Origin of the sequence: Nonomuraea spiralis (assembly GCF_014648435.1) — a bacterium.
Lineage (GTDB): Bacteria > Actinomycetota > Actinomycetes > Streptosporangiales > Streptosporangiaceae > Nonomuraea > Nonomuraea spiralis.
Genome location: NZ_BMRC01000006.1, coordinates 268,734 through 287,864 on the forward strand (window position 1 = coordinate 268,734; position 19,131 = coordinate 287,864).

The 19,131-nt window shown below is 73.4% G+C and carries 18 protein-coding genes; 10 read left to right on the plus strand and 8 right to left on the minus strand.

The features are described from left to right. Positions 1-32: 32 nt before the first annotated feature. The gene (locus IEZ27_RS16990) at positions 33-266 is read left to right on the plus strand and encodes a hypothetical protein (RefSeq protein WP_125630860.1); all 234 of its coding nucleotides are present in this window, start codon (positions 33-35) and stop codon (positions 264-266) included. Between the two features lie 37 nt (positions 267-303). On the opposite strand, the gene IEZ27_RS16995 is transcribed toward IEZ27_RS16990, so the two are convergent. Both IEZ27_RS16995 and IEZ27_RS17000 read right to left on the minus strand, forming a co-directional pair. Further along, positions 304-1,026 (minus strand): B3/B4 domain-containing protein, encoded by a 723-nt coding sequence (locus IEZ27_RS16995; protein ID WP_229824057.1) that lies wholly within the window; start codon positions 1,024-1,026, stop codon positions 304-306. After that, a complete protein-coding gene (locus IEZ27_RS17000) occupies positions 1,023-2,297 on the minus strand; it encodes an MFS transporter (RefSeq protein WP_229824058.1) in 1,275 nt (424 codons plus the stop codon). Before IEZ27_RS17000 ends, IEZ27_RS16995 begins: the two co-directional genes overlap by 4 nt. Before the next feature lie 83 nt (positions 2,298-2,380). Between IEZ27_RS17000 and IEZ27_RS17005 the strand changes: the two genes are divergently transcribed. After that, positions 2,381-3,208 (plus strand): LysR family transcriptional regulator, encoded by an 828-nt coding sequence (locus IEZ27_RS17005; protein WP_189648081.1) that lies wholly within the window; start codon positions 2,381-2,383, stop codon positions 3,206-3,208. A gap of 10 nt (positions 3,209-3,218) precedes the next feature. Here IEZ27_RS17005 and IEZ27_RS17010 read toward each other — a convergent pair whose 3' ends face one another. Both IEZ27_RS17010 and IEZ27_RS17015 read right to left on the minus strand, forming a co-directional pair. Continuing rightward, complete coding sequence (locus tag IEZ27_RS17010) at positions 3,219-4,262, minus strand: hypothetical protein (protein ID WP_189648082.1); 1,044 nt, start codon at positions 4,260-4,262, stop codon at positions 3,219-3,221. Between the two features lie 33 nt (positions 4,263-4,295). Then, on the minus strand, positions 4,296-7,217 hold the full coding sequence (locus tag IEZ27_RS17015) for a bifunctional [glutamine synthetase] adenylyltransferase/[glutamine synthetase]-adenylyl-L-tyrosine phosphorylase (protein ID WP_189648083.1): 2,922 nt from the start codon (positions 7,215-7,217) through the stop codon (positions 4,296-4,298). A gap of 81 nt (positions 7,218-7,298) precedes the next feature. Between IEZ27_RS17015 and IEZ27_RS54980 the strand changes: the two genes are divergently transcribed. Beyond that, the gene (locus IEZ27_RS54980; protein WP_185844455.1) at positions 7,299-7,841 is read left to right on the plus strand and encodes an HXXEE domain-containing protein; all 543 of its coding nucleotides are present in this window, start codon (positions 7,299-7,301) and stop codon (positions 7,839-7,841) included. A 22-nt stretch (positions 7,842-7,863) separates the two neighbouring features. Here the strand turns inward: IEZ27_RS54980 and IEZ27_RS17025 are convergent, their stop codons facing one another. Continuing rightward, positions 7,864-8,541, minus strand: a complete 678-nt coding sequence (locus tag IEZ27_RS17025; protein WP_189648084.1) for a type 1 glutamine amidotransferase — start codon at positions 8,539-8,541, stop codon at positions 7,864-7,866. A 102-nt stretch (positions 8,542-8,643) separates the two neighbouring features. Between IEZ27_RS17025 and IEZ27_RS17030 the strand changes: the two genes are divergently transcribed. Continuing rightward, positions 8,644-9,492, plus strand: coding sequence for an alpha/beta fold hydrolase (locus IEZ27_RS17030; RefSeq protein ID WP_189648085.1), 849 nt, complete (start codon positions 8,644-8,646; stop codon positions 9,490-9,492). 63 nt (positions 9,493-9,555) lie between these two features. Here IEZ27_RS17030 and IEZ27_RS17035 read toward each other — a convergent pair whose 3' ends face one another. Continuing rightward, a complete protein-coding gene (locus IEZ27_RS17035) occupies positions 9,556-10,269 on the minus strand; it encodes a PaaI family thioesterase (RefSeq protein WP_189648086.1) in 714 nt (237 codons plus the stop codon). 442 nt (positions 10,270-10,711) lie between these two features. Between IEZ27_RS17035 and IEZ27_RS17040 the strand changes: the two genes are divergently transcribed. Further along, positions 10,712-11,335, plus strand: a complete 624-nt coding sequence (locus IEZ27_RS17040; RefSeq protein WP_229824059.1) for an AAA family ATPase — start codon at positions 10,712-10,714, stop codon at positions 11,333-11,335. A 13-nt stretch (positions 11,336-11,348) separates the two neighbouring features. Beyond that, a complete protein-coding gene (locus IEZ27_RS17045) occupies positions 11,349-11,693 on the plus strand; it encodes a YciI family protein (protein ID WP_189648088.1) in 345 nt (114 codons plus the stop codon). Positions 11,694-11,718: 25 nt separating this feature from the next. Here IEZ27_RS17045 and IEZ27_RS17050 read toward each other — a convergent pair whose 3' ends face one another. Beyond that, a complete protein-coding gene (locus IEZ27_RS17050; protein WP_189648089.1) occupies positions 11,719-13,080 on the minus strand; it encodes a glutamine synthetase family protein in 1,362 nt (453 codons plus the stop codon). A 152-nt stretch (positions 13,081-13,232) separates the two neighbouring features. Between IEZ27_RS17050 and IEZ27_RS17055 the strand changes: the two genes are divergently transcribed. Next, a complete protein-coding gene (locus IEZ27_RS17055) occupies positions 13,233-13,778 on the plus strand; it encodes an EF-hand domain-containing protein (protein ID WP_125630879.1) in 546 nt (181 codons plus the stop codon). A gap of 8 nt (positions 13,779-13,786) precedes the next feature. Further along, positions 13,787-14,767 (plus strand): terpene synthase family protein, encoded by a 981-nt coding sequence (locus IEZ27_RS17060; RefSeq protein WP_229824060.1) that lies wholly within the window; start codon positions 13,787-13,789, stop codon positions 14,765-14,767. A 66-nt stretch (positions 14,768-14,833) separates the two neighbouring features. On the opposite strand, the gene IEZ27_RS17065 is transcribed toward IEZ27_RS17060, so the two are convergent. After that, entirely contained in the window at positions 14,834-15,799 is a 966-nt protein-coding gene (locus IEZ27_RS17065; RefSeq protein ID WP_189648090.1) for a DUF5937 family protein, read from the minus strand. Positions 15,800-15,857: 58 nt separating this feature from the next. On the opposite strand from IEZ27_RS17065, the gene IEZ27_RS17070 reads away from it, so the two are divergent. Further along, entirely contained in the window at positions 15,858-17,051 is a 1,194-nt protein-coding gene (locus IEZ27_RS17070; RefSeq protein ID WP_229824061.1) for an MDR family MFS transporter, read from the plus strand. A gap of 166 nt (positions 17,052-17,217) precedes the next feature. Then, a complete protein-coding gene (locus IEZ27_RS17075; protein WP_189648092.1) occupies positions 17,218-19,098 on the plus strand; it encodes a sensor histidine kinase in 1,881 nt (626 codons plus the stop codon). Positions 19,099-19,131 lie beyond the last annotated feature (33 nt).

Below are 19,131 nucleotides of genomic sequence, written 5' to 3' on the forward strand. Positions count from 1 at the left end.
CCGATCGCGCCCGACGGATCCGGAGGACCTTCATGAAGATCAGGCGAGGGGTCTTAGCCGCGGTGCTGGCCGCCGGCGTGCTCAGTCTAGGTGCGACCCCCGCTCACGCCATCCCCCCGCCGCCGCCCGGCGGCGATCTCCTCGTCGTCTTCGCCTACTTCAACGGCGACCAGCTCGTCGGACAACGCTGGTTCGGCTGCGGCCAGCCCGCCGGTGAGTGGGGCACGTTGTCGGGCACCCAGAAGGTCTACTTCACGCCCTGCTGAGCCGAGGGCGTGAACCGCCCTGTGGCCGGGAGCCGGGTCAGAAGTCGAAGCGGGGCGCCGACGCGGTGAGGATCTCCGACTTCGGCGACACCGGCCACAGGGCGGTCAGCTCGTCGTAGAGGGCCGTGGCGAGGCGTTCGACGTCCGCGCGGGCGCTCTCGTGCAGCGCCTCGGCCACGATGAGCACGTCGGCGGTCGTGTCGCGGACCGCCGACAGGCCGCTCTGGCGGTTCGTCCAGCGGCGCGCGTGCGCCCGGCCCTCCGCGTCGGCGAAGATCACCTCTTCGGCGGCCGGGTGCTCGGTCTCGCCGGAGAAGGTCAGATACGTCTCCTCGCCCGTCGCGTACCGCACCTCCAGGGGCCCCGAGACGTACGCGACGTCGAACACCGCCACCGGGACGGCGAAGGCGATCGAGACCGCGTTGCACAGGTCGATCAGCGGGTGCAGCCGCGGCAGCGCGCCCTCCTTCCTGAAGCGGCGCAGCAGCGACTCCGACGCGCACCGGTACTGCGTCGGCTTGAGCCCCATCCGGGTGAACGCCCGCCGCCACGCCTGGATCTCGGGCAGCTCGCTCTCGGGGGCGGCCCGCCGCGCGGCCAGGTCGCAGTAGCGGGCCACCTGGTCGTCGACGGACACGCCGGGGCCGACGCCCTCCACATGGAGCGCGAAGGGGACGAGGGCGGGGAAGTCCCGCCAGATGTCGTCGGAATGCTGGAAACGCACTGTCACCTCGCCGGTCGTCTCGCTGGTGCCGATCACGATACTGCGGCGGGCGCCCGCCTTCCGCTCGCGGCATGCCGGGCGCGGGCGGCGGCCAGGCCGTAGCAGACGAACGTCAGCGCGGTCAGGACGGCCGCGACCAGCAGGGGCCGCCCGGCGACGCCCAGCACGGCGACGCCGAGGGTGGCGCCGACCTGGCGCGCGGCGTTCAGCACACCGCCCGCGGTGCCGGCCGTACCGGTGGGGGCGGCGTTCACCATGCCCGCCATCAGGGCCGGCAACACGAACGACAACCCGAACCCCATGACCACCAGCCACGGCGCGAGCACGTCGGTGAGGGCGACCCCCGCCAGGCCGGTCGCGAGGAGGGCCAGGCCGCCCAGGATCGGCGGGCGGGGGCCGTAGCGGGCGACCAGCCGGCCGGTGAGCAGCGGGTTCACCGTCATCGGCAGCGTGAGCGGCAGGAAGGCGAGCCCGGCGGCGACCGGGGACAGGTGGCGGGTGTCCTGGAGGAGGAGGGTGAGCACGAACAGGGCGCCGGAGAAGGCGAAGTTGGCCACCGTGCCGGCCAGGAGTTCGGGCCAGGTGGCGGTGAGCAGGCCGCCGGGCAGGGCCGGGGCGTGGCTGCGGCGCTCCACCAGGACCAGGGCCACCAGGACGGCCGCGGCCGGCGCCCCGGCGAGTACGGAGGAGTCGATCAGGGCCTCGGCGACCAGGCCGAGCAGTACGCAGGCCAGGGCCTGGACCTGCCAGTCGATCCGCCGGGAGCCGCGCGGCGAGGAGACGCGGCGCATGATCAGCAGGCTGGCCAGGGCGACGGGCACGTTGATCAGGAAGACCGCGCGCCACCCGTACGAGCCGACCAGGAGGCCGCCGAGCAGGGGGCCGGCGGCGAGCGCCGAGCCGGTGATCGCCGCCCACAGGCCGGTGGCGCGGGCGCGCGCGGCGGGCACCGGGAACATCTCGGCGAGCAGGCCGAGCGAGCCGCCCGTGCACAGCGCCGCGGCCACGCCGAGCAGGGCGCGCAGCGCGACCAGTACGCCGAGTCCCGGCGCCGCCGCGCTGAGCAGCGAGAGCACGCCGAACGCCGCCACCCCGGCCTTGAACACCCGGGCCGCGCCGAACCGGTCGGCCACCGCGCCGCCGGTGAGCAGCGACGCGGCGAAGGCGACCGTGTAGGCGTTGACCGCCCACTGCTGTCCGGCCAGCGAGCCGCCGAGCGAGGCACGCAGGTCCGGCAGCGCGATCGTCAGCACGGTCGTGTCGAGGATCACCAGGAAGTAGGCGAGGGAGAAGCCGAACATTCGCATGCCCACAGCCTGCTGAAACCCGACATTCCCCCTCAACAGGCGCCGCCGCATGGGGCATTCGGCAAAACCGTATGCTGCCTTATATGGACTTGCGGCAATTGCGGGGCTTCGTCGCCGTGGCGGGGACGGGCACCGTCACCGGCGCCGCGAACGCGCTCGGCCTGGCCCCCGCGTCGGTGTCGGAGCAGGTACGCAGGCTGGAGGGCAGCCTCGGCGTGGCGCTGTTCGAGCGTACGCCTCAGGGCATGCGGCTGACCGACTCCGGCGCCGCCCTGCTCACCCGCGCGCAGGGCCTGCTCGACCACGCCGAGGAGGTGCGCCGCGCGGTCACCGGCCGCCGCCGCCGGGTACGCCTCGGCGCGCTGGAGATGCTGGCCGCCGTCCGGCTGCCCGCCGTCGTCCGCCGCCTGTCCGAACGCCGCCCCGACCTCGACGTGGACGTACGCTCCCTGATGCGGCAGGACCTGCTGGCCCAGGTGTCCCGCGGCGACCTGGACGCGGCGCTGCTGCTGGACCTCGGCCCGCGCATCGGCGGCCTCGGCTTCACACCGCCCGCCGGCATGGACTTCCTGGACGTCGGCGAGGTCGCGCTGCAGCTGGTCGTCGCGCCGGGCGGCGAACGGGAGCCGCTGCTGGTGAGCCCGTCCGGCTGCTCGATCCGGCTGGCGACCGACCAGGCGTTCGGCCCGGGGGTGCCGCGCAGGGAGCTGACCAGCATCGCCACCGCCCGCGAGTGGGCCAGGCAGGGCCTCGGTCAGGCCCTGCTGCCGGACTTCGCCCTGGGCTCCGACCTGGACTCCGGCGCGCTGGTCGCGCTCGACCACCCGGCGTCCGCGCTGGCTCTGCGCCTGGTCTGGCTGCGCGGCCGCGAGGAGTCCCTGCGCGACGTCCTGTACGCCATGAGCGCCTGAGCCGCGGCTCTCACTGGTCCTTGCGCCGGGACCTGATGCCGGTGATGCGGCGGAGCACGTCCCACCAGAAGGACGCGCCGAACAGCAGGGCCACGTACGTCAGCAGGAACCCTGGCCAATGGCTGGGCGTGGTGAGCCGGTCCCACCAGGTGGCGCCGTTCCAGTGGAGGGTCGGGTCGCCCTCGGCCGGGATCTCGATGCTGACCAGCGCGTGCTGGAGCATCTGGACCATGGCGGGCTCGCTGAGCGTCTCGGTGATGCACGGCACGGGGTCGGACCCGGCGCACCGGGCCTTGAGCTCGTCGTACGCCTCGGTGCCCGCCCCGGCCACGGCGGTGACCGAGGCGCGGAAGGCGTTGTCGCGCAGCAGCGTCTTGCCGTACTCCAGGCCGTCCATGGTGAACAGCAGCGTCACCAGGATGCCGAGCACGGCCACGACCCACTTGACGTAGCGCTTGTACAACATGGACAGGCGCTGCATCTCGCCGTCGAACCAGGTCTCGACGCCCGCCCTGAACCGGTCGAGGTCGCGCTGCGCGGTCTCCCACACGCCGCGCAGGTGGCCGTACAGGGGGCTGCCCATCTCCTTGAGCTTGGCCAGGAAGCCCTCGACGCCCTCGGGCTCGGCCGCCGCCATCTCCATCAGGGCGACCGCGAAGCGCCCGGGCGGGATGTTCGCGATGCTCGTACGTCCCTTCGTCGGATGGTCGATCTCCTGGACGCGCTCGTAGAGCAGCTTGACCATGGCGTCCTGCGCCTTGGTCTCGCCGATCGGCAACGTCCCGGGCTCGGCGGGCGAGGGCTGGTCGCTGTGGACCGGCCGGGGATCGCGGGCGAACGGCAGTGCGGCGAACACGTCGCGCACCTTGGCGGGCAACCACGACCTGCCCTGCGCGTCGGCGCCGTCGAGGGTGTCCCTGAGGTAGGCCCACAGGAACTTGCTGCGGATGGCGAGCAGGCGTACGAACGCCTCGTTGATCCCGCTCACCAGCAGTGAGAGCAGCAGGAACGACACCACCAGGCCGAGGGCCAGGTCCACGTAAACGGATAACACCTGCGCCTTGATACACCCGGGCGAGTGCCCGGATCAACCCCCGTAGAAGACGCGGTCCACGACCTGCCGGGCGCGGCGGGTGACGCGGCGGTAGTCGTCAAGGAAGTCCTCCGAGCCGTCGGGCGGGTAGCCGAGCGTACGGGCGATGAGCCCGCGTTCGCCCGCGTCGGCGGGCACGCTGTCCCCGGGCCGCCCTCTGACCAGCATGATCGCGTCACGGACGCGGGAGGCGTAGCGCCACGCCTCGGCCAGCACGACCTCGTCGGCCGGGTCGAGCAACCCCTCGGCCGCCGCCGCCCGCAACGCCCCGACGGTACGGGTGGTGCGCAGGGCCGGCACGCCGCCCGCGTGGCGGAGCTGGAGGAGCTGGGCCACCCACTCCACGTCGGACAGCCCGCCGGGCCCGAGCTTGGTGTGCAGCGCGGGATCGGCGCCGCGCGGCAGCCGCTCGGCCTCCATACGCGCCTTGAGCCGCCTGATCTCCCTGACCGCGTCGTCGCGCAGCCCGCCGGCCGGGTAACGCAACTCGTCGATCATGGACGTGAACGCGCCGCCGAGCGAGGGGTCACCGGCGGAGAAGCGGGCGCGCAACAACGCCTGCGACTCCCACGGCGCGGACCAGCGGGCGTAGTAGGCGCGGTAGGAGGCCAGCGTGCGCACCAGCGGCCCCTGGCGGCCCTCGGGACGCAGGTCGGGGTCGATGAGCAGCGGCGGGTCGGGCGCGGGCAGCGAGAGCAGCCGGCGCAGCTCGTTGGCCACCGCGAAGGCGGCGTCGGTGGCCTCCCGCTCCTCGACGCCGGGCAGCGGCGAGTGGACGAACATCACGTCGGCGTCGCTGGCGTAGGAGCACTCCATGCCGCCGAGCCGGCCCATGGCGATGACCGCGAACCTGGTCACGTCGGTCGCCTTGCCGAGCGCGGCGTCGAGCGCGGCCTGGAGGGTCACGTCCGTGAGCGCCGACAGGGCCGTGCCGACGGTCTCGATGTCGATGAGCCCCGAGATGTCGGCGACGGCCGTGCGGAACAGCTCCCTGCGGCGCAGCGCCCGCACGGCCGCCACCGCCGTCTCCGGGTCGCCCGCGTGCCTGGACACCGCGGCCGACGCCTCGCCGCGCAGCGACTCGGGCGGGCGTACGGCCAGCTCCTCGTCGGAGCCGAGCATGGCGACCGCGTCGGGGGCGTGCATGAGCAGGCCGGTGGCGTAGCGGCCGGTGCCGAGCACGCGCGCCATCCGCGCGGCCACGGCGGTCTCGTCGCGCAGCAGCCGCAGGTACCACGGGGTGCTGCCGAGCTTGTCGCTGACCTGGCGGAAGCCGAGCAGCGCCGCGTCGGGGTCGGGTGTGTCGGCGAACCAGCCGAGCATGACCGGCAGCAGCGTGCGCTGGATGGCCGCGCGCCTGGACACGCCCGTGGACAGCGCCGCGATGTGCCGCAGCGCGCCGTTGGGGTCGAGGTAGCCGAGCGCCTCCAGCCGGGCCGCCGCCGCGGCCGTGGACAGCCGCGCCTCCGACTCCGGCAGCCGGGCCACGGCCTGGAGCAGCGGCCGGTAGAACAGCTTCTCGTGCAGCCGCCGCGCCTCCATGGCGTGCCGCCGCCACCTGGCGGTGAACTCCCCCACCGGGTCGGGCTGCATGCCGAGCGCGCGGCCGAGCCTGCGCAGGTCGGCCTCGTCGGTGGGCAGCACGTGCGTACGCCGCAGCCGGTGGAGCTGCAGCAGGTGCTCGACCTGGCGCAGGAACGTGTACGCCTCGGCGAGCCCGCGCGAGTCGTCGCGGCCCACATAACCCCCGCGGGAGAGCGCGGCCAGGGCGGGCAGGGTGGCCCTGCGGCGCAGCAGCGGGTCGAGCCGGCCGTGCACGAGCTGGAGGAGCTGGACGGCGAACTCGATGTCGCGCAGCCCGCCGGGCCCGAGCTTGAGCTGCCGCTCCCCCTCGGCGCGTACGTGCGACTCGACGCGGCGGCGCATGGCCTGCACGTCCTCCACGAAGTGCTCGCGGGTGGCGGCCGTCCAGACCAGGTCGTTGACCGCCTCGACGTACGCCGCGCCGAGCTCCAGGTCGCCCGCCACCGGCCGGGCCTTGAGCAGCGCCTGGAACTCCCAGGTCTTGGCCCAGCGGCGGTAGTAGGCCAGGTGGCTGGCGAGGGTGCGGACCAGCGGGCCGGAGCGGCCCTCGGGACGCAGGCCGGCGTCGACCTCCCACAACGAGCCTTCCTGGGTGGCCGTCGTGCAGGCCCGCATCATGGCCTGGGCCAGCCGGGTCGCCGCGCGCAGCGCCTTGGTCTCGTCGGCGCCCTCGCGCGGCTCGGCGACGAAGATCACGTCGACGTCGCTGATGTAGTTGAGCTCCCTGGCGCCGCACTTGCCCATGCCGATGACGGCCAGGCGTACCTCGGAGTCGTCGACCTCCGCGCGGGCGACGGCCAGGGCGGCCTCCAGGGCCGCGCCCGCCAGGTCGGACAGCTCGGCCATGACCTCCGACAGCGTGGCCTGGCCGGTGAGGTCGCGGGCGGCCAGGTGCATCAGGCGGCCCCGGTAGGCCACCCGCAGCGCCACCAGCGCGTCGGGCCCGGCGGCCCGGGGCTCGGGCTCGTCCGGCTCGGCGCCGACGGCGCGCAGCAGCCCCGCCCGCGCCTCGCCCGGCTCGGGCTCGGCCAGCAGGGCCGTCTGGCCGGGGTGGCGCACCAGGTGCTCGCCGAGCGCGGCGCTGACGCCGAGCACGGCGAACAGGCGGGTCCTGAGCCGTTCGTCGGAGCGCAGGGCGCCGAGCACGGCGGGCTCGCGCTCGGCCAGGCGGGTCAGCGACACGAGGGCCAGGTCGGGATCGGCCACGTCGACCAGGAACTCCAGGAGGTCGCCGAGATCGGCCGGGGAACGGTCGAGCAACTGGGCGGCCCTGGCGCCGTCGGCGAAGCCGAGCTTGGCGAGCCGGGCGGCGGTCGATTCGATCCTGGGCACCTGCCCATCTTGACAGGTGACATCTCGGAAGCCGTAGAGTACAACGCGACGTTGCGTTGCGTTTTGCGGGAGGGGATGGACATGAGCCGGGTGTCGGCGGCGGTGACCTGGGGGTTGCTGGGGGCGTGGGTCGTGCACGACGCAGAGGAGCTGGCGACGATGGCCGGATGGGTGCGCCGGGCCCGGCCGCGGCTGGAGCGGCTGTACCCGGGGGTGCCCTGGGAGCGGTTCGAGTTGTCGCAGGCGCAGGTGAACGTGGCGATCGGGCTGATGGGCGGGGTGATGGCCGGGGTGTCGGCGCTGGGGGCGCGGACCGGCGGGCGCAGCCCGGTCTTCCAGTCGGTGCTGGCCGGGTTCGGCCTGCACGGGGTCGTGCATCTGGCGCAGGCCGCGGCCACGCGGGGGTACACGCCGGGGGTGGCGACGGCGCCCGTGGTGGTGATCCCGTTCTCGGTGTGGGCGTGGCGGCGGCTGCGGCAGGCGGGGGTGGTCGCGGCGCCGGGGCGGGCGGGCGTGGCCGGGCTGGCGGCGCTGCCGCTGGTGGTGGGAGGGGTGCACGCCGCGGCCCACCTGCTCACCCGCCGCCGTACGAAGGCCCCGCGCGTCCACGACCGCTGGTTCTGACCCGTACGGACGGGGTGGGGGCTCAGCCCGCCCTGACCACCTCGGCGAACGCCTGGACGACCGGCCGCCACGTGGAGACGAGGGCGTCCCTGGCGGCCTCGACACCGGCGTTCAGCTCCTCGGCCGCCGCCAGGCCGGACTCGGCCGTCCACGCCGTGAAGATCTCCGGCGTGGCCTCGGGGTGGAACTGCACCGCCCAGGCGCGTTCGCCGACCCGGTAGGCCTGGTTCGGGTACTGGGCGCCGGTCATCAGCGGCACCGCACCCTCGGGCAGCCGCGTCATGGCGTCCTGGTGGTACTGGACGGCCGTGGCCGTGCCCGGCACGCCGGACAGCAGGCGGTCGGAGGCGGCGGCGGGCAGCGCGACGACCTCGCACGCCCCGACCTCAAGGCCGGCGCCGCCGCGTTCGACGGCGCCGCCGAGCGCCAGGGTGAGCAACTGGGCGCCGAGGCAGATGCCGAGCGTGGGGGTGCCCTCCTCCACGGCGCGGCGCAGCAGGGCGCGGGTGGCGGGCTGCCAGGGGTTGCGCTCGTCCTCCCAGGCGGCCGCCGCGCCGCCGAGCACGATCAGGCCGTCGGCGGCCCGCCCAGGGATCTCCTCGCCCAGGTACGGGCGCACGACGTCGCAGGTCAGCTCCAGCCAGTCCGCGAGGTACCCGAGCCCGGCGTCGGCCTCGTGCTCGACCACGGTAATGCGCATAGCGGGTAATTTATCCGTATTTTTGACTGAACGTACCAACCTGTCCGCGTCACGTGGGTGGTGGCCCCGATCGCCCATGGGCCGTGTCCCTAGGATCCGGTTATGAGAATCGATGAAGTGGGCGGGCTGCGGATCGCCACGTTCGGCGACGGGCCGCGGACGGTCATCGCCGTCCACGGCATCAGCGCCTCGCTGATGGCCTGGGGAGCGGTCGGGCGGCGGCTGCCCGAAGGGTGGTCGCTGGTCGCCATGGACCTGCGCGGCCGGGGGCACAGCGCCTCGCTGCCCGGCCCGTACGGGCTGCCCAGGCACGCCGAGGACGTGCTGCGCGTCGCCGAGCACGTCGGCGCGGGCCCGGACGCGGTGCTGGCCGGGCACTCGATGGGCGCGTACGTGTCCGTGCTGGCCGCGGCGCGGCGCGACTTCGCCAGGGTCGTGCTGGTCGACGGCGGACTCCCGCTCCCGCTGCCCGAGGGCGTGGACCCGGACGCCGCCCTGGAGGCCACGCTGGGGCCCGCGCTGGCCCGGCTCCGGCGCACGTTCGCCACGCCGGAGGAGTACGTGGACTTCTTCAAGGCCCACCCCGCCTTCGTCGGCCGCTGGAGCCCGGACGTCGAGGCGTACGTGCGCTACGACCTGGCCGGCCCCGAGGGCGCGATGCACTCGCGGGCCGTCGGCGAGGCCGTGATGGAGGACGGCCGCTGGATGCGGCTCAGGACCGCCGAGATCGAGGCCGCGCTGACCGCGATCAAGGCCCCGACGTACCTGCTCAGGGCGCCGCGCGGCCTGCTCGACCAGGACACCGGCATGCTCCCCGACGAGATCGCCCGGCCCTGGGCGGCCCGCCTGCCCGGCCTGCGGGACGAGGTCGTGCCGGACTGCAACCACTACACGATCCTGTTCGACGAGGACCCGGTGACGACCGTACTGGCCCGTATCACGGAGTCCTGACGGGCCCCGCGGACATGCGAACGGCCCCCGGAGCGGCTGCTCAGGGGGCCGTTCGGCAGTGGGTCAGCGTGGAGCGATCCACGTGGCGCGGGCGGCGGCGACCAGCGTGCCGTCGCCTTCGTAGATGCCGCTCTCGCCGTACATCTTGCGGCCGTCGCGGCCGGTCGGACGGGCCACGACCGAGTAGCGGCCACCGGGCAGCACCGGGCCGTTGATCTGCACGACCAGGCGGCCGAGCAGGGCCGACTCGCCGGGGCCGAAGTGCGCCCAGCCGGTGATGCAGTCGAGCACCGCGCCCACGATCGAGGCGGGCACGCCGTCCTCCCCGCTCACCGTGAACGGCACCCGCCAGCCGGCGGCCACCAGGTCGGATCCCTCCACCGGGCCGGGGAAGATGCGCAGGCCGTCGCCGGGCTCACGCAGGCCGCAGGCGAAGCACTCGGCGAACGGGTGGGCCTTCAGGCCGACGAACCCGGCCTCGGCGCGCGCGGCGTCGGTGAACGGGACGAACCCGGGCCCGGCCAGCGTCTCGGCCACGGGGATGGCCTCGACCAGCACCTTTTCGGCGTCGGACAGCGAGACGCTGTTGGCGACGTGCTCCAGGCGCAGTTCGGTCTCCAGGGGCGTGGGCGCGTGCAGCGTGACCTCGACCGCTGATCGGCCACCGTTCAGCGCCTCCGCCATGGTTCCCGCGATCCAGCCGCCGTTGGCGACTCCCACCGGGCCCCGGAAACGCTCGGGAACGGTCAACACGGTCTGCAGGGCAGCCGTCGTCATGCCACACCCTCCAATATCGCCACACAAGGCGAGAAGTCCGGAAATATCGTAAAGAGCAGGCCGATTTTACTGGACTCCCGGTTTAGCACGATGGCGGGGGTCCCTGAGCGCCGACCGACTCCCCCATAACGCCACAGGCGGGGCCGAAACTTCCCCGACCGCCCCCCGGCCGTCCCTCTCCCAGGGTCGATGCCGTCGATGGCACGGGGGTGACTCAGGGGTGAGGAACAACGAAAATCGGCCTCAACCCGGAGCGGTGTCCGGGGTGAGGCCGATCAAGGCGTCGGCAGTACTTTATCCCGTGATTTCCCCGTCCCGGGCCCATTCCCGGTGAATCCCATGGGACCGTTCCGCGCACCCGCCGCGCACCCGCCGTGCGCTCGCGCGCCCTATGCTGGCGCGACAGGGGTCGAAGCGAATCCTGATCGGGCGGGGTGGGTCTGTGCAGCGGGCGACGTTACGCTATCCGCCCGGGTCGCTGGTCGTGCTGACCGGGCTGCCCGGCGCCGGCAAGACCACGCTGCTGCGCCGCCTGTACGGCCTCCACGGCGCCGAGAGCGCGCCCGTCGCCGCCGGCGCGGTCGTGGTGATCGACTCCGGCCAGTCCCGCCTGCGCTGGGACGGCCGCATCACCTGGGCCCCGAGGCCCGTCCGCCGCGCCGTGGTGTTCGCCACCCATCTGAGCCGCATCCGCCGGGCGCTGATCCGCGGTCAGTCGGTCCTCGCGCACAACCGGGGCTGCGCCACGTACGTGCTGAAGGGGTTCGCGTGGCTGGCCCGCAGGCAGCGGGCGAGCTTCCACCTGCTGCTGCTCGACGCGCCCGCGGAGGCCGCGATCGCCGGGCAGCACGCCAGGGGCAGGGTGGTCGCGCCCCGCACGTTCGCCCGCCACCGCCGCCGATGGGAGAGCCTGCTGGCCCGGGTCGCGGACGGCGACCCGGCGCCGGCCGCCACCGCGCGCGTGGTCACCCGCGCCGAGGCCGACCTGCTGGAGCACATCGTCTTCGACAGCGTCGCAGGGAGCGTCACGGGGAGCGCCGTCGACAGCCGCGCGCACGGGACATGAGGGAGGACCCGCGATGAACCAGTACCTGCTCACCCTGTTCGAGCCCGACGGCCCGCCGCCCGAGCCGGCGGTGCTGGAGCCGATCATGCGGGACATCGCCGCGGTCGAGACGGAGATGCGGGAGGCCGGCGTGTGGGTCTTCTCCGGCGGTCTCGTCCCGGCCGAGCGGGCGTCGGTGATCCGGATGCGCGCCGGCGAGGCGTTCACCACCGACGGCCCCTACACCGAGGGCAAGGAGCACGTCGGCGGGTTCACCGTCATCCGGGCGCCCGACCTGGAGGGCGCGCTGGAGTGGGGGCGCCGGCTCGCGCGCGCGGTGGGCGTGCTGCCGGTCGAGGTGCGCGAGTTCAAGGGCTGAACCGGGCGGGTCTCCCCGCCCGGCCTCACAACACCGGCAGGTAGCGGCCCAGCTCGAACTCGGTGACCGTACGGCGGTATTCGCGCCACTCGGCCCGCTTGTTGCGCAGGAAGAAGTCGAAGACGTGCTCGCCCAGCGTCTCGGCGACCAGTTCGCTGCGTTCCATGACCGCGATGGCCTCGTCGAGCGAGCCGGGCAGCGGCCGGATGCCGAGCGCGCGGCGTTCGGCGCTGGTCAGCGTCCAGACGTTGTCCTCGGCGGCCGGGGGCAGCTCGTAGCTCTCCTCGATGCCCTTGAGCCCGGCGGCCAGCACCAGCGCGAAGGCCAGGTACGGGTTGCACGCCGAGTCGAGCGAGCGGAACTCGATGCGCGTCGAGCCGCCCTTGTGCGGCTTGTACATCGGCACCCGGACCAGCGCCGAGCGGTTGTTGTGGCCCCAGCACACGTACGAGGGCGCCTCGCCGCCCTGACCCGCGATGGCCTCGGCGCCGCCCCACAGCCGCTTGTAGGAGTTGACCCACTGGTTGGTGATGGCGGTGATCTCGGCGGCGTGCCGGAGCAGGCCCGCGATGAACGAGCGCCCGATCTTCGACAGCCGGTAGTCGGACCCCGCCTCGTGGAAGGCGTTGCGGTCGCCCTCGAACAGCGACATGTGCGTGTGCATGCCCGAGCCCGGGTGCTCGGTGAACGGCTTGGGCATGAACGAGGCCCAGATGCCCTGCTCCAGGGCGACCTCCTTCATGATCAGCCGGAACGTCATGATGTTGTCGGCGGTGGTGAGCGCGTCGGCGTAGCGCAGGTCGATCTCCTGCTGACCGGGGGCGCCCTCGTGGTGGCTGAACTCGACGGAGATGCCCATCGACTCCAGCATCATGATCGCCTGGCGCCGGAAGTCGTGACCCGAGCTGTGGGGCGTGTGGTCGAAGTAGCCGCCGGAGTCGATCGGCTCGGGCCTCTGACCGGCCTCGGGACGGTTCTTCAGCAGGAAGAACTCGATCTCGGGGTGGGTGTAGAAGGTGAAGCCCATGTCGGCGCACTTGGCGAGCGTGCGCTTGAGCACCCAGCGCGGGTCGGCGTGCGACGGGGTGCCGTCGGGCATGAGGATGTCGCAGAAGATGCGCGCCGCGCCCGGCGTCTCGCTGCGCCAGGGCAGGATCTGGAACGTCGAGGGATCGGGCTTGGCCAGCATGTCGGACTCGTAGACGCGGGCGAAGCCCTCGATGGCCGAGCCGTCGAACCCGATGCCCTCGGCGAAGGCGCCCTCCAACTCGGCGGGGGCGATGGCGACGGACTTGAGGAAGCCGAGAACGTCGGTGAACCAGAGCCGGATAAACCGGATGTCGCGTTCCTCAAGCGTGCGGAGCACGAACTCCTGCTGGCGGTCCAAGGCATCCCCTCGTTGAAGACAGTGCGGGTCTTCTATCAGGATGCCGTGCCCGTGTTTCGCACACGTTACGGGGGGTGCCGGTGCGAGCCTCACTGACAAAGGGGCCGCCCAGATCTACTGTGATCACGCAGTGAGTCTCGGGGGAGGCATTGGTGGCTATCGACCTGCTCAATCACAAGCTCGATCGGGCGTTCGACCACATCGACGCGAACGGCAACGGTGTCGTGGAGAGGGAGGACCTGCTGGGGCTGGGCGCCCGTCTGCTGGTGGGCTTCGGGGAGTCCCCCACCTCGGTCACCGGCAGCCGGCTCGTCGGCAGCTTCGACGGCATCTGGTCGACGCTGGCCGGCACGCTCGAACGCGACGGCGACGCGGGCATCGCGCGGGCGGACTTCCGCGACGGCATGGCGGCCGCGTTCGTCATCGGCGAGCACTACGAGCCGGTGTTCCGGCCCGCGACGGTGGCGGTGGCCCAGCTCTGCGACGGCGACGGCGACGGCCTGATCCGGCCGGGCGAGTTCCGTACGATGCTGAGCGCGTTCGGCACCGCCTACGACGACGTGGACGAGGCGTTCGACCGGCTCGACAGGGAGGGCAGAGGGACGCTCACCGTCGAGGAGCTGATCATCGCGGCCGAGGACTTCTACCGCAGCTCAGACCCGAACGCCGCGGGCAACTGGCTCTACGGGCCGCTGTGAACACCGCCGTGAGCACCACCGTGTTCGCCACGGTACGCACCGCGCTCCGCTCGGTCCTGCACTGGAAGCCGATGTTGCCGCTGCCGCGCAAGGGCGGCTCGCCCGCGCTGGCGCTGTTGCCGCTGGTCGAGCGGGTGCCGGCGATGGCGGCGCCGTGCCGCATGCACCCGGCCGTGTACGCGATCGAGGCCGCGGTCATCGACTGGGCCAGGCGCACGGGGCTGCGCGCCGACGCCGGGGTGGGCTTCCACCGGATGGCCGGGCGCGCCTTCGCCGAGTTCGATGCGGCCGCCGCCGCGCTGTTCGCGCAGTGGCTGACCTGGCTGTTCCACCTCGACGACGAGCTCGACGAGGGGTCGTGCCCGCTGGACATCTTCCACGGCATGCTCAAGGGCGCGGCCCGGCATCCGCTGGAGGCGGCCTTCGCCGACCTGTGGCGGGTGACCAGCGCGCGTATGAGCGACCAGTGGCGGGCCCGCTTCGCGGTCAACCTGCGCCGCCAGGCCGACGCGTGCCGTACCGAGGCCGACAACCGGGCGGCCGGGCGCATGCCGACGCTGGAGGAGTACCCGGCGCTGCGCAGGGGCACGGTGGGGCCGTACCTGTACGACCTGGTGGAGCCGTGCCTGCGGGTCGAGGTGCCGGCCTGGATGGTCGAGTGCCAGCCGTGGCGGGAGCTGGTGGACGCCTGCAACGACGTCACCGCCTGGTGCAACGACGTGGCCTCGCGGCCCAAGGAGCGCGGCGACGTGCACAACCTGGTCGTACTGGCGGTCCGTCAGCTCGGGCTGGGCGAGCGCGAGGCCGTGGCGTGGGTGCTCGACCGGATCGCCGACCGCTGCCAGGACATGAACCGGGCGGCCAGGCTGCTGCCGCTCGACGACCTGCCGCCCAAGGCGGCCCGGGACGTCAGCAAGGTCGCCTGCGCCTACCTGGCCGCGCCGCGCGCCCACCTGGACTGGCTCCTGGAGACGTCCCGCTACACCTGACGCGACGGACCCCGGACGCGGCGCGGGCCCCAGCTCCGACAGGGGCCCGGCCGGAAAGGGGTGTGGTCAGGCGGCGGTGGCGGCGAGCATGTCGCCCGCGGCCGTACGCCGGTAGACGACCTGCTTGCCGAGCCGCAGGCCCACCGTCAGCCCGCCGTCGCTGAGCACCCCGAGGTGCTGGCTGACCGCGCCCGGGGTGAGCGACATCCGGGTGGCCAGCGCCGAGGTGGTGCTCGGCTCGGCCAGCGCGAGCAGGATCTGCGCCCGGCTGCGCCCGATGAGCGCGGCCAGCGCGCCGGGCGCGGGCGGCGGCCCCTGCTCCCACAGCGTGCCCACGCCGAGCACCGGGTAGACGAGCATCGACTGGTACGGCGCCGCCATCACGGCCACCGACGGCCAGTAGAACGCGCTCGGCACCAGCACCAGCCCGTCGCCGTGCAGCCCGCCCGCGTCGCACCAGGGCCGGTCGATGAGCAGCCGCTCCCCCGTCCACTCGACGGCGGGGCCGAGCCCGGCGAACAGTTCGCTGGCCCCGCCCTGGGTGAGCTGGCGCGACCGGCGCAGCACGTCGCGTTCGAGCAGCCCGTAGACGCGGGGCCAGAACTCGGCGAAGCACTCCCGCCAGTACGTCTCCAGCGCGTCGGCGACCCGGGCCACCCCCGCCGCCGGATCGGCCGTGAACCGGTCGAGCACCGTCCGGTCGGTGCCCGCGATCTTCGCGGCCTCCTCGGCCGCGCGCTCGGGCGGCGTGCGCCGGACCTGGTCCAGCTCGGCGGCGAAGTCGGGCAGCGGCGTCCGCGGCGGCGGCGTGATGAAGTCGGCCAGGTAGCCGCTCGCCGGCACCAGCGCGAACAGCTCGTCCAGGTCGAGGCCGGGCAGCCGGGGCCGGACGGCCTTGATCCACGGCAGGTGGAGCGACTGCCTGGCGGGGTCCTGGAGGGTGCGCAGGCTCGCGACCAGCTCCCACAGAGGCGAGAACGCGAACCGGATCCGCGCCATGTCCTCCGGCTTCAGCACCCACGTGACGGCCATGGTTTTAGTGTGGGCTAAATCGTTGGCGACTCCAAAACGGAAGCCCGACTCTGTATCCGTGTCGAGCACCACTGTTGAGAAGCCCTCTTTCCTCCGCTCACAGATCGGCGGCCTGCCGCGCCCCTTCTGGGCCCTGTGGAGCGGCACCCTCGTCAACCGGCTGGGCACCATGGTCATGCCGTTCACCGGCGTCTACCTGACCCAGGCCCGCGGCATGTCGGTGACCGCCGTCGGCCTGATCATGGGCGTCTACGGCGCAGGCTCGCTGGTGTCACAGTTGCTCGCGGGCGTGCTGACCGACCGCGTGGGCCGCCGGGTGACGCTGTCGGGCGGCATGCTGGCCACCGCCGCCACCATGCTGGCGCTGGGCTACAGCACCTCGCTGCCGGCGATCGTCGCCTCCATGTTCGTGCTCGGCCTGGTGATCGACATCTACCGGCCGGCGTCCAACGCCCTGGTGGCCGACCTGGTGTCCCCGTCGGAGCGGCCCCGCGCGTACGGGTTGCTGTTCTGGGCGATCAACCTCGGGTACGCGGTCGGCATGACGAGCGGCGGCTGGCTGGCCGGGGTCGGGTTCGTCTGGCTGTTCTGGATCGACGCGGTCTCCTGTGTGATCTTCGCCGTACTGGTGTGGCGGGCGGTGCCCGAGACCAGGCCGCCGGCGCGCGAGTCGGGCGGCGGGTTCGGCGTGGTGCTGCGCGACCGGCTGATGGTGGCCTTCACGCTGGTCGTGCTCGGCAACGCGCTGGTCTACCTGCAGACCATGACCATGCTGCCGGTCGCGATGACCGCGGTGGTGAAGCTGACGCCCGCCCAGTTCGGCCTGGCCATGGCGCTGAACGGGGTGCTGATCGTCATCGTGCAGCCCCTGGTCTCCGGCTGGCTCGGCCGCCGGGACGCCTCCCGCACGTTCGCGCTCGGCCTGGCGATCATGGGGGCCGGGTTCGCGATGACGGCCTTCGTCACGAACACGTTCTGGCTGGCCGTCACGATCGCCGTGTGGACCGTGGGCGAGATCATCGTCGCGGGCTTCTCCGGCACGATCGTCGCCGCGCTGGCTCCCGAGCACCTGCGGGGGCGGTACTCGGGGTTGTTCGGGTTCGCCTGGTCGCTGGCCGCGATGCTGGCGCCGCTGCTGGGCGGGCCGCTGCTCGAACGCGGGTCGCACGTGTTGTGGTTCACCGTGGGCGGCGTGGCGCTGGTGTCGGCCGCGGGCATGCTGGCACTCGGCCCGGCGATCAGACGGCGGTGACCCGGGCGCGGTGACGCGGGCCGGGTTGGCGGCGGGCCCGGGGCGGACCGGGGCGGCCCGGGGCGGACCGGGGCGGACCACGGAATCCGCCGCCGTTGAGAGAATTTTGATCCGATGTTGGCATTTTCCCGATAATTTCCTGCCGATCACGGAAGGAATCGGTGGGATGCGCCACGCAGGCTGGGCGCGCCGGGCGGTGACGAGACTGGCCACGCCCCGCGTCGCGATCGGGATCGCCACGTTCGCCGTCGTGCTGGAGCTGGCCGACATCTGGGTGACCGCGCAGCTGCCGCCGTCGCCGTACACGCCGCTGCCGTTCGCGCCCGAGGACATGGCGGGCACGGCCTTCCCCGTCTTCGGCGCGATCCTGGTCCACAGCAGGCCGCGGCTGGTCATCGGCTGGCTGCTGTGCCTGGGCGGGGTGAGCGCGGCGGCCAACATCCTGTCGGCCAACCTCTACCAGCTGCTCGACGGCTCGCCCGGCCCGCGCTGGCCGGTCGTCAACCTGACCTGGAACGTCTGCGAGCTCACCCTCGGCGTCCTGCTGCCCCTGCTGTACCCGGTGGGCCGGCTCCTGTCGCGGCGCTGGCGGACGGTGGTCGCGCTGGCCGTGGCCGGGCAGGCGCTGGACTGGGCCGGGCTGCTGGCCGGCCGGCCGGAGCTGCGGGAGGCCGGGCACGGCACGCTGTCGGCGAGCATGGTGCTGGCCTTCGCCTCGCTCGTCGTCCGTTTCAAGCGCGGCGACGCGGTCGAACGGCGGCAGCTCCTGTGGCTGCTGGTGGCGCTGCCCGGCCTGCTGGTGCCCTGGATGCTCGGCGCGGACGTCTGGTGGGTGGCCTCGCTGGCCATCCCGCTGATCCCGGCGGCCATCGCCGTGGCGGTGCTGCGCTACCGGCTGTTCGGCATCGACACACTGATCAGCCGGGCGCTGGTGGGCACCGGCCTGGCCATCGTGATCACCCTCGTGTACGTGGCCGTCAGCGCCGCGCTCAGCGTGTTCCTGTCGGAGGTGGACCGGATCGCCGGGATCCCGGCGGCCCTGTTCGCCGGGGCGTTCTTCCAGCCGATGCGCCGCGGCCTGCAACGCGGTGTGGACCGCCTGCTGTACGGCAGCACCGGCGTGCCCGGCACGCTGGCCCGGCGGCTGCGGCACCGGCTCCAGCACACCGACCCCGTGCACGGCCTGCTGACCACGCTCGACGTGCTGCGCGAGGGCCTGTCGGTGAGCGGCGTGGCGGTCGAGGCCGACGGCGCGGTGACCACGTCCGGCGTGCTCGGCACGGCGGCCAGGACGGTCCCCCTGGTCTGGCACGGGGAGCCGGTCGGGCTGCTGCTGATCGGGCCGACGGACCGGCGCAGGTTCCCCGCGGCCCACGACGAGCGGGTGATCGCCACGCTGACGCCGTACATCGCCGACGCCGCGCACGCCGTACGGCTGACGGGGGCGTTGCAGCGCTCGCGCGAGCGCATCCTGACCGCGCGGGAGGAGGAACGGCGGCGGCTGCGCCGGGACCTGCACGACGGGCTGGGCCAGTCGCTGAGCGGCATGGCCATGTCGATCAACGCCGCCCGCCTGACCATGCACAGCGCTCCCGACCAGGCCGACCGGCTGCTCGCCGGGCTGCGCGCCGGCATGGACGCCGTGACCGGTGACATCAGGCAGCTCGTCTACGGCCTGCGCCCGCCCGCGCTGGACGAGCTGGGCCTGGCCGGCGCGATCGAGGAGCTGGCCGGTGCGCCGGTCGAGACGTCGGGCGAGCTGACCGGCCTGCCCGCGGCGGTCGAGGTCGCGGCGTACCGCATCGTGCAGGAGGCGCTCACGAACGCGCGCAAGCACGCCGCCGCCACGCGGATCTCGGTGACGCTGCGCCGCGACGACCGCCTGTACGTCACGGTCGCCGACGACGGGATCGGCCTGCCGCCGGACGTACGGCCCGGCGTCGGGCTGGGCTCGATGCGCGAACGGGCCGCCGAACTCGGGGGCACCTGCGCCGTACGAACGGGACCGGGAGGTGGCACGGTTGTCCACGCCGAGCTTCCGCTGTGACAATTCGCCATATACCCTGACGTGTTCTCCCTC

Coding starts and splice junctions, on each gene's coding strand:
- IEZ27_RS16990 (WP_125630860.1), top strand. CDS start 33: ATGAAGATCAGGCGAGGGGTCTTAGCCGCGGTGCTGGCCGCCGGCGTG.
- IEZ27_RS17000 (WP_229824058.1), bottom strand. CDS start 2,297: ATGCGAATGTTCGGCTTCTCCCTCGCCTACTTCCTGGTGATCCTCGAC.
- IEZ27_RS17005 (WP_189648081.1), top strand. CDS start 2,381: ATGGACTTGCGGCAATTGCGGGGCTTCGTCGCCGTGGCGGGGACGGGC.
- IEZ27_RS54980 (WP_185844455.1), top strand. CDS start 7,299: ATGAGCCGGGTGTCGGCGGCGGTGACCTGGGGGTTGCTGGGGGCGTGG.
- IEZ27_RS17025 (WP_189648084.1), bottom strand. CDS start 8,541: ATGCGCATTACCGTGGTCGAGCACGAGGCCGACGCCGGGCTCGGGTAC.
- IEZ27_RS17030 (WP_189648085.1), top strand. CDS start 8,644: ATGAGAATCGATGAAGTGGGCGGGCTGCGGATCGCCACGTTCGGCGAC.
- IEZ27_RS17035 (WP_189648086.1), bottom strand. CDS start 10,269: ATGACGACGGCTGCCCTGCAGACCGTGTTGACCGTTCCCGAGCGTTTC.
- IEZ27_RS17045 (WP_189648088.1), top strand. CDS start 11,349: ATGAACCAGTACCTGCTCACCCTGTTCGAGCCCGACGGCCCGCCGCCC.
- IEZ27_RS17065 (WP_189648090.1), bottom strand. CDS start 15,799: ATGGCCGTCACGTGGGTGCTGAAGCCGGAGGACATGGCGCGGATCCGG.
- IEZ27_RS17075 (WP_189648092.1), top strand. CDS start 17,218: ATGCGCCACGCAGGCTGGGCGCGCCGGGCGGTGACGAGACTGGCCACG.